This is a genomic window from Luteibacter sp. P4_E6 (assembly GCF_056401535.1).
On sequence record NZ_JBFUJE010000145.1, the window covers coordinates 1 to 8,661 of the forward strand.

General features: G+C 62.8%; 9 protein-coding genes and 1 tRNA gene. 3 read left to right on the forward strand and 7 right to left on the reverse strand.

The window, feature by feature from the left end; genetic code table 11:
• Window positions 1-82: 82 nt before the first annotated feature.
• Both AC1DT2_RS10875 and serS read right to left on the reverse strand, forming a co-directional pair.
• Window positions 83-172, reverse strand: a tRNA-Ser gene (locus tag AC1DT2_RS10875).
• A 75-nt stretch (window positions 173-247) separates the two neighbouring features.
• Complete coding sequence (gene serS / locus AC1DT2_RS10880; protein ID WP_477296207.1) at window positions 248-1,528, reverse strand: serine--tRNA ligase; 1,281 nt, start codon at window positions 1,526-1,528, stop codon at window positions 248-250.
• 88 nt (window positions 1,529-1,616) lie between these two features.
• On the opposite strand from serS, the gene AC1DT2_RS10885 reads away from it, so the two are divergent.
• On the forward strand, window positions 1,617-2,681 hold the full coding sequence (locus tag AC1DT2_RS10885; protein ID WP_477296208.1) for a hypothetical protein: 1,065 nt from the start codon (window positions 1,617-1,619) through the stop codon (window positions 2,679-2,681).
• On the opposite strand, the gene AC1DT2_RS10890 is transcribed toward AC1DT2_RS10885, so the two are convergent.
• The 4 genes from AC1DT2_RS10890 to AC1DT2_RS10905 form a co-directional block, all read right to left on the reverse strand.
• Window positions 2,623-3,201: a hypothetical protein gene (locus AC1DT2_RS10890; protein WP_477296209.1), complete on the reverse strand. Its 579-nt coding sequence runs from the start codon at window positions 3,199-3,201 to the stop codon at window positions 2,623-2,625. The genes AC1DT2_RS10885 and AC1DT2_RS10890 overlap by 59 nt on opposite strands.
• Before the next feature lie 297 nt (window positions 3,202-3,498).
• On the reverse strand, window positions 3,499-3,891 hold the full coding sequence (locus AC1DT2_RS10895) for a hypothetical protein (RefSeq protein ID WP_477296210.1): 393 nt from the start codon (window positions 3,889-3,891) through the stop codon (window positions 3,499-3,501).
• An 88-nt stretch (window positions 3,892-3,979) separates the two neighbouring features.
• Complete coding sequence (locus tag AC1DT2_RS10900) at window positions 3,980-5,521, reverse strand: cation:proton antiporter (RefSeq protein WP_477296211.1); 1,542 nt, start codon at window positions 5,519-5,521, stop codon at window positions 3,980-3,982.
• Between the two features lie 87 nt (window positions 5,522-5,608).
• On the reverse strand, window positions 5,609-6,193 hold the full coding sequence (locus AC1DT2_RS10905; protein ID WP_477296212.1) for a hypothetical protein: 585 nt from the start codon (window positions 6,191-6,193) through the stop codon (window positions 5,609-5,611).
• 175 nt (window positions 6,194-6,368) lie between these two features.
• Between AC1DT2_RS10905 and AC1DT2_RS10910 the strand changes: the two genes are divergently transcribed.
• Both AC1DT2_RS10910 and AC1DT2_RS10915 read left to right on the forward strand, forming a co-directional pair.
• The gene (locus AC1DT2_RS10910) at window positions 6,369-7,235 is read left to right on the forward strand and encodes a hypothetical protein (protein WP_477296213.1); all 867 of its coding nucleotides are present in this window, start codon (window positions 6,369-6,371) and stop codon (window positions 7,233-7,235) included.
• A gap of 157 nt (window positions 7,236-7,392) precedes the next feature.
• Window positions 7,393-8,001, forward strand: a complete 609-nt coding sequence (locus AC1DT2_RS10915; RefSeq protein WP_477296214.1) for a hypothetical protein — start codon at window positions 7,393-7,395, stop codon at window positions 7,999-8,001.
• A 12-nt stretch (window positions 8,002-8,013) separates the two neighbouring features.
• On the opposite strand, the gene AC1DT2_RS10920 is transcribed toward AC1DT2_RS10915, so the two are convergent.
• The gene (locus tag AC1DT2_RS10920) at window positions 8,014-8,643 is read right to left on the reverse strand and encodes an energy transducer TonB (protein ID WP_063574308.1); all 630 of its coding nucleotides are present in this window, start codon (window positions 8,641-8,643) and stop codon (window positions 8,014-8,016) included.
• Between the last annotated feature and the right edge of the window lie 18 nt (window positions 8,644-8,661).

Consider the following 8,661-nt stretch of genomic DNA (forward strand, 5'->3'; position numbering starts at 1 on the left):
ACCTATGTGTCCCGAAATGTGTCCCGATGGCGATTTTTCCTGACCAATCCAAGTATCTGATTTTACTTGGAAACTAGTGGTCTGGCGGAGAGAGTGGGATTCGAACCCACGGTAGGCTCACACCTACGGCAGTTTTCAAGACTGCTGCCTTAAACCACTCGGCCATCTCTCCGTATTTTTCTAACGCACTGGCCGGGCATTGCACCCGGCCAGCGCCAATTGTACCCGACGAGAGGGTACCAAGGGATCAGGCAATCGCCTCAATCCCCGCCATATAAGGCCGCAACACTTCCGGCACCTCAATGGACCCATCCGCCTGCTGGAAATTCTCCATCACGGCAACCAGGGTCCGCCCCACAGCCAACCCCGACCCATTCAACGTATGCACCAGCTCCGGCTTGCTGCTAGCCGGATTCCTCCAGCGAGCCGACATCCGCCGCGCCTGAAAATCCGTGCAGTTGGAGCAGCTACTGATCTCGCGATACGTGTTCTGGCTGGGCAGCCAAACCTCGAGGTCATACGTCTTGGCCGCAGCAAAGCCCATATCCCCTGTGCACAGCTGCACCTTCCGATACGGCAGCTTCAGCGCCTGCAAAACAGCCTCAGCATGCCCGACCATCTCCTCGAGCTGAGCAAAGCTCGTCTCGGCCGTGGCGATCTGCACCATCTCCAMCTTCTCGAACTGGTGCTGGCGGATCATGCCGCGGGTGTCGCGGCCGTAGCTGCCGGCTTCCGCGCGGAAGCACATGGAGTGCGCGGTCATGCGCATGGGCAGCTCGCCGGCGTCGACGATGCTTTCGCGCACAAGGTTGGTCAGCGTCACTTCGGAGGTGGGAATGAGGTAGCGCTTCACCTCGTCGACCATCGTGCCGAAGAGGTCCTCTTCGAACTTGGGCAGCTGGCTGGTGCCTTCCATCGCAGCCGCATTCACGATCAACGGCACGTTGTGCTCGAGGTAGCCGTGACGCGTGGTGTGCAGGTCCAGCATGAACTGGGCGAGCGCGCGATGCAGGTGCGCGAGCTGGCCGCGCAGCACGGTGAAGCGTGCGCCGGACAGCTTGACCCCGGCTTCGCCGTCGAGCCAGCCGTGACGGGCGCCCAGGTCCACGTGGTCCTTCACCGGGAAGTCGAACGGACGCGGGTGACCCCAGCGGAGGATCTCCACGTTGTCGTTCTCGTCCTTGCCGATGGGCACGGATTCGTCGGGGAGGTTCGGGATGCCCAGGGCGATGTCCGCCAGCTTGGCCTGGACCTCGGCGAGCGCCTGCTCGTTGGCCTTGAGCTTGTCGCCGATACCGGCGACCTCGGCCATGAGCGCGTCCACGCTTTCGCCCTTACCCTTGGCTTGGCCGATGGCCTTGGAACGGGTGTTCCGCAGGTTCTGCAGCTCCTGGGTCTCGGTGGAGAGCGCCTTGCGCTCGGATTCGAGGCGCTCGATCGTCACGACGTCGAGGTCGAAGTTCCGGGCGGCGCGCAGGCGCTCAGCCGTTTCGGCGAGCTTGCCGCGCAGGAGGGCGGGATCCAGCATGAGTCGGGCTTCCGTGGGTGTACGAGCCGGGGATTATCGCAAATTTGGGCGGCTCGGTATGATCGGGCCACCAAGGGAGGGGGCACGCATGGCCAAGCGCACGGGCACAGGGAACGGGGGCGGCACCRAGGAACTCCGGCCGGACGTCTTCGTCAAATTCTTTCTCGGCGTGCTGGTCCTGATCGCGCTCGGGGCCTGTGGCTTCGTCATCTACTACTGGTGGACCGCCACGGACCGGGCCGTCACCCCCTTCGGCGTCAGCCTGTGCGTGCTGATCCTTGGCCTGGCCGCCTACGGCGTGAACCTCACCCGGACCCACATCGTGATCGAGCCGGACGCCGTGGTGATCAAGGACGCGGTCTCCACCCGTCGCATCGAGCGCTCCGACATCGGCGGTGCGCGCGAGGTCTATGTGAACTCCCGGCGCGGTACGGAGCTGTGGCTCTACGACAAGTCCGGCAAGCGGATCTTCGTTCCGCCCGAGCTTGGGCAGAAGCTCCTGGGTGACACGTGGTCCGAGGGGATCGAAGACCTCGACCAGAGGGACATCACCCGGATGAGCAACAGTTTCGCCAACGATGAGCGGTGGGGCAGCTACGAGGGCGAGCGCCGTTGGAACGGAAGTGTCTGGCTGGGTCGGACCAACTTCCTGGCCCTGCTCTCCGTTCCGATCTGGGTGATCGCCGTGGTGTATGGCGGTGATCCAGCGATACGTTGGCCGATGTTCCTCATCGTGGCCGCGATGCCGCTGATCGCTGTGGGTATCAACGTATTCACCGATGGTGCCGTGGACCTGCATCGCCGCGACGACGAAGGCCCCAATGTGCAGATGTACAGTTGGGCACCGCTGATCCTGTTCTGGCGCTCGTTCGACGTGGAGGGTGGTCGTTGGGGATCCGCGTGGCTACTCGGTTTTCTTTTGGCGATCCCGGTCACCTACTGGCTTTCCCGCTGGACGCGCGAGGGCGGGAACGCGTCGAACACGCGCGGGCCGGTGACCTTCCTGCTGGTGGCCATGTACTTCGCATCGACCATCCTGATAGTGAAAGACCACCGGGCTGAGATGCGCGAGAAGCGCCTGCAGGCGGACCAGGTCAGTGTGCAGGCTTCCAGTCCGCGAACGCGACCGGCTTCGCTTTATCCGCCCGTGTGACGGAGGTCTTGTCAGGCGTTCCCTCCAACGGGAATGACATCGTGTGGATCTCGCTGTGGAAGAGCCACGTGCCAGCCTTTGCGTCGTAGCGAAAAGTAACGAAGTCCGACCAATGGGACCCGCACGCGACGGCATTCTGCACCGTGAAGTACGCACCCTTGACGGCCAGGCCCTCGTCGTCCTCGTCGAACGGATCGCACTGCCCGCCTTCGTCGGCCCTGAGGACGACAAGATCGTTGCGAGCTGCCAGTTTGAAKGCGCCGTCGTCCTGGCTTTCGAAGATGAGAAGTGGACGCGGTGAGGCGTTGGCCATGGTATCCACAGCGTGGTGCACGACAACGAGAAGGCTCTGCCGTTTGTTGCCAAGTTCCGGTCCCGGGGCGGATTGCATGACCTCGAATCCATGAGGGATCTGCGCCTGGATAGCCTTCGGCAAGGCATCAGCCGACAGGCATACAGACGTCGAACCGAGCGCTGCCGCCGCGACCAGTGCAAACACAGCGAGCTTCTTCAATGCCATTGTTATTTCCCTAAGCCAGGCCTTAAAAACCTTGCAAATCTCGTACGCGGTCGTAGCACGCGCCGCAGAGAATCGTGATCCCCAGCGACTTCTCCGATCGTTCATTCCAATCGCCGCTGGCCCCACCCTCCCGGACGCGTACAACCTCACACTCGGAACACCACGCATCACCTCGAGGCTCGCCTGACCAGAAGAAACCTACTTTCTCGCCGGTCTCAAGGGACTCAGCCAGGTGCTGGCAGACAAAGGTCTCCTGCTGTTCTCCGTGGACGTGGCATTGGATGGTGTCGCTCATGGTCAGGGCACACCCATCCGCTGGAAGTCACCACGCCAGGTCGCCTTGGGCGAGGCTAAGGTGATCTGCATGCGGCCGTTAGCGGCCATCGTCGTCTTGAGGTCGCGACCCATCAGGCTATCGCAGAAGCGCCCGCCATTCCTCGACACGCCAAATCGATAGTAAACCGTGCCGCCGTCTTCCTTGAGTAACTTGGCAGGCACTTCGCACGCGAACGGCTCGGCGAAGTGCATGGATGCACCCTGCGGTATAAAAGTGACCTCGGCGGCGACGTCCGTGTTTCCCTGCATGATCAATCCCCGCCAGTTACCCGTCGGCTGTACGGCAAGCGCGACAGCGGGCATCACGGACAGCAGCGCAGCCGCGCCGAGCGTCTTCAACGTATTCGAAACCATGGATTTCCCCCTTAGGAAATGAGTCGTGCGGCATCCTAGTGGGAAAGCGCACCGCCATGACCACGTCTCCGGCAAATACCTCGCCCGCTTAGCCACCGCTGATGCGCGTGGCCTCGGCCGGCAGCACCGTCAGTTCGCGCCAGTCCAGCTGCTCGAGCAGGAAGTTGTAGTCGTCGTCGCTGAGCTGGAAGGCCAGCCGGCAGCGCTCCAGTTCGGCGCGCTGGGCGGCCACCGCCGCCTGGGACAACGCGCAGTGCCGGTCGAAAGCCTCGGCGCGGGCCGGTTCGTCCAGGGCGTCGGCCTCGATGCGGTAGAGCGCGGCAAGGCGCTTGCCCTCCTCGTCCGCTTCCACGGCCATGCACTCCAGCGCCGCCTTCACCAGACCCAGCCTCACGGCTCGTAGTTCCTGCTCGCCCGCGGAGCGTCTGTCGAGGCCGAGCAGGCGGATCACAGGTGCCAGGGTCAGGCCCTGCACCACCAGCGTCACCAGCACCACCGAAAATGCCGTGAGCACCACGGTGTCTCGCTGCGGAAAGTTGTCCGGCAGGATGAAGGCGGTCGCCAGAGTGACCAGGCCACGCATGCCACACCAGCCGGCCAGCGCCGCCTGCTGCCAGCTGGCGGGCGATTCCCGACCACGAAGTGCCCGGTACCAGACGACCGTGCGGTTGACCGCAAGCGCAAAGGCGATGCGTACGACCACGACGATGACGGTGACGATGCCCGCAAACACCAGCGCCTGCCGAAGATGTTCGCCACCCATGCCACCGACGATGCGCCGCGCCTGCAGGCCCATCAGCAGGAAGGCGGTGACATTGAGCACGAACACCACCGCGCCCCACACCGCGTACGACTGCACACGCAAGCGCGGCGAGCTCGGGTGTGATCGACGACTGGCAACCGTCATCGCCATGGCGACGACAGCAAGCACGGGCGAGACGTGCAGATGCTCAGCGACGATCCAAACGAGGAACGTGTTGACGAACTGGAACAGGTTGCTGTCCAGCGCGCCTGAGATGTACCGCGTCGCATACGGCAGCAGCCATCCGACCAGGACGCCGAACAGCACGCCGCCCGGCGCCGCCAGCGCAAAGCCAACCACCTGTGGCGCCGTCACCGCGCCCGCCGTCTGCACCGACAACGCCACGCCGAACAACAACAGCGCCGCTGCATCGTTGAACAGACTTTCACCGCGAATGATCGCGTCGGTGTTACGCGGAATGGACATGCCCGAGAGAATCGCCGTGGCGGCCGCGGCATCCGGCGGGGCGACGATGGCGCCGAGCACCAGCGCTGCGGCGAACGGCAGGCCGGCAAGCGCCCAGCCCGCCCAGGCGACGAGCAAGGCCGTCAGCAACACACCACCGAGCGCCAGGTTGACCAGTGGCACCCAGAAACGCTTCGCCCGATGCACCGGGAAATCGAAAGCCGCATCCATCAAGGCCGGCGCGATGAACAACGGCAACGCCGTACGCGGATCGATCGGAAAATCCGGCGCACCCGGCAGCAACGCCACCGCAACACCAGCCAACGCGAGCATCGAGGGATACGGTAACGACAGGCGCCGCGCGACCTGTAGCAGCACGACGGCTGCGGCGAGCAGGAGCAGGAGGCTTTCGAAAACAGTCACGCGAGACGCCCCTCAAGGTTTCATGCCTGGAGGGTACGTCTCGCAGCCGGGCGAGGCTACTGATCGTTGGCTAGTGGTGTCGCGAGATCACTTCGCCGCAAAGCCACGCTTCACGCCCCTGCCCAACCACCAGCCCATCACCGCCCCGGCCAGCAGCCAACCAAAGGCCTGCTCGATCAACGTGCCGAAGGTGTAGGCCATCGGGAACCGGTACCAGTTCCAGAACGGCACTGCCAGCGACAGCCAGGCAAAGACGCCGAAAGCAAGGCCCGTATAAAGCCCACGAATGGCATTGACCACCGAGCGGATGAGGATGAATGCAATCAGCAAGGCTGCAAGCGTGTCGGACAACCATTGGTGAAACAGGTTGTAGCCCATCGCCATGTAGTCGCGGCCGTAGGGCGCATAGACGATGAAGGCGAAGGGCGAGGACTTGGCCTTGATGGAGAAGGCCTCCTTGGCCTTGGGGTCGTCGCCCTTGGCCATGTCGAAATACGGCAACACGTAGATCGCATGCTCGGCCGGAAGATTGTCGTGCAGCGCAGCAATCACCTTGTCTTCGTTGACCGGCGCCCGAAACGACATCTCGCCGATCGGCAGCACCATGTGCGCGAACGCACCCCAGAGGAACATCACAAGCCCGCCAAGCAAGGCGGCTATGGCAATGCGCATGGTCCTTCTCCGTGGCCGAGGTGGTTCGAGGGTACGTCCGGACCGGGGCCGCGCGATATCGGTCTTTTGGGAGGGTCCGCCACAACATAGCCCCCCACCCAACTTCCCGATAAGCTCCCCCCACACACCGGGAAGGGTGATCCCGGTGCACAGCAATGGATGAAAGGGGAATTCGATGCAGTGCAATTATTGTGGTGAGAACCTCGCGCCGGCAGCAGACGTGTGTCCGATTTGCCAGGGGGCAGCGCCGTCGCCTCTTGGCTCGCCCTCAGCTGCGGTGTACGCCCAGTCGGCCAAGAAGAAAGAAAGCAAAGACATCTCGCAGCTGACGTGCCTGCTGATCGCCCTGCCGATCTTCGCGGTCGACTGGCTGCGAATGAACGCGGCCAAGCCTGACGACGTGCCTTTTACGCTGGGCCAGGTGTTGGGCCATGCGCTCATGGCCTCGTTCGTGGCGTGGCTCATCAGCAAGTTTGCGAAGACACGTTTCCGACTAACGTGGATCATTACGCTCCCTATCGTCGTCGTGATCACGATGGCGCAGTCGCTGGGGGCCGAGTCCACAGACGCCGTTTCGACGGGTCCGTTGGCGCTACCGAAGGTCACATGGCCAGCAGGCTGGACACCCGCCGCGCCCGTACAACCGCCCGGCGTGGATGGCCTCATCGAGACCGCGATGTTGGTCGCGAACGGGCGAAACACGGCATCGCTCTCAATCATGCTGACGCGACACCCACGCCTTGGTGCCCTGTCCGACGAGGCCAAAGACATGATCCTCGGGCACTCCGACGCGGCTTCAAAGAAGGGCATAACGTTGTCGTCCTCGGTGCCAACCGAAAGCACGTGGCTAGGCAACCCCGCCCAGCAATATGACGTCACCATGGAGAATCAGGTGCGAACACGTCAACGAACGATTGTGACGCGTGGATCTCCGACCATCTCGTGCTCGGTGAGTTACGCGGCGATCGACACGGACTTCGAGAAATACCTGCCCGAGTTTGAAAAAATGAAAAGCCAGTTTGTCTGCCCCGACCACACCTAGACCAGCCCCTAGGTTGTGGCCCCCGGCAAGGCTCTTTGTAGGAGCCGATTCATCGGCGATCCCGCGTAAGCGGGCACGTTTGCCGCGAGCACCCCTTCGCCGATGAATCGGCTCCTACAACATGCGCTAGCGCAACACGGACGACAAAGGTCATGGAATGAAGTACGTCGCATGGACGCTGCTGGTCGTGATCAGCGTTCTCGCCGCCATCACCGGACTGAAGATGCTGGGCGCGTTCTCCAGGCCGCCTCAGCACGTGCCCGCGACCGTCGTGAAATCCCGGGTGCATCACGCACGAAGGCCCCCGCCGGACCCGATGCCACCGCTGAGCCTGCCATGGCCCGCCGGCTGGGAGGTCACGCCGGACGACGGCGGTCAGCGTCCTTATGCCAGGCAGATCACCGCCCGCCTGAAGAAAAACGGCAAGACCATTGCATCCATCGACGCGGCGATCGGATGGGTAGACCCGCCTGATCCGCTCGAAAATTTCATTGACGACCTGATCGAAGGAGATGTCGTCTCGGCAAGAAAAGGCAGGCAGGCCCTGGCAAGACCCTCACCCGAGCAGGGAACCTGGCGAGGTCAACCTTCGGTCCAATATGAGATCTCGTACGTGTCCGAGGGCGATCCCATGCGTCGCCGTCTTGTCGTGACAAAAGGCACCGGTTCGCTGCTATGCATGATGGTCATCAAAGCCACCGGGAAGAACTTCGAGAAGAACCTGCCCATATTCGAACATCTGATGGACCAGTTCCCCTGCCCTTGATCGGCGCCAAGTTCAAGGCAGCGCCATCGTCGCTCCCACGCCCAGCGAGAACGTTACGGGAAACCTCACGTAACTGGTGGCGAACTGTCCGTTCGCGATGAGAGCGCGGAATTCGGCACTCTCTGCGTTCTTTCGCGCCGCCTTGTCGAGTTCTTCAAAGCCACTACTCTTTGTGACTTCGACTTTCTCGATCGACGAGTCCGCGTTAACCTTCACGAGGAGCATAACGGCACCTTCATGCCGTTCTCTCACCGCCACGTACGGGAATTTCAAGGGCGCCTTCCACAGAAGGACGGCCGGCGAATCGGTCATGGGGAGCAGGACCTTGCGGCTAGCGACACACTCTTTCATCGCAACGGCGTAAAAGTCGATGTACATCGCGTGCTCTGGTTCGGCGTAAGCCGCCTCGGTCAGGCGTTTGTCTTCATCGGCTAACGGACCGCGCCGCACGTTCACGTCGATCTCCTTGAGGGCGGTTTCCAGCGGAACGCCCTGCTCCCGCGCGGCATGCGCTTTGGCGGACATCGACGCCGATGCTGCGCAGTAGGACACCAGTTGCTCCTGCGATATCGTCTCCGCTGCAGCGGACGTGTGGATCCCAACGAGCGCCACCAGCGTGACGCCACTCATCCAGGCCTTCATATCGTCCCCTGATAATCC

Bases quoted from the DNA above. Each gene is read 5' to 3' on its own strand.
- AC1DT2_RS10895 (WP_477296210.1), bottom strand. From the start codon at position 3,891: ATGGTTTCGAATACGTTGAAGACGCTCGGCGCGGCTGCGCTGCTGTCC.
- AC1DT2_RS10905 (WP_477296212.1), bottom strand. From the start codon at position 6,193: ATGCGCATTGCCATAGCCGCCTTGCTTGGCGGGCTTGTGATGTTCCTC.
- AC1DT2_RS10910 (WP_477296213.1), top strand. From the start codon at position 6,369: ATGCAGTGCAATTATTGTGGTGAGAACCTCGCGCCGGCAGCAGACGTG.
- AC1DT2_RS10915 (WP_477296214.1), top strand. From the start codon at position 7,393: ATGAAGTACGTCGCATGGACGCTGCTGGTCGTGATCAGCGTTCTCGCC.
- AC1DT2_RS10920 (WP_063574308.1), bottom strand. From the start codon at position 8,643: ATGAAGGCCTGGATGAGTGGCGTCACGCTGGTGGCGCTCGTTGGGATC.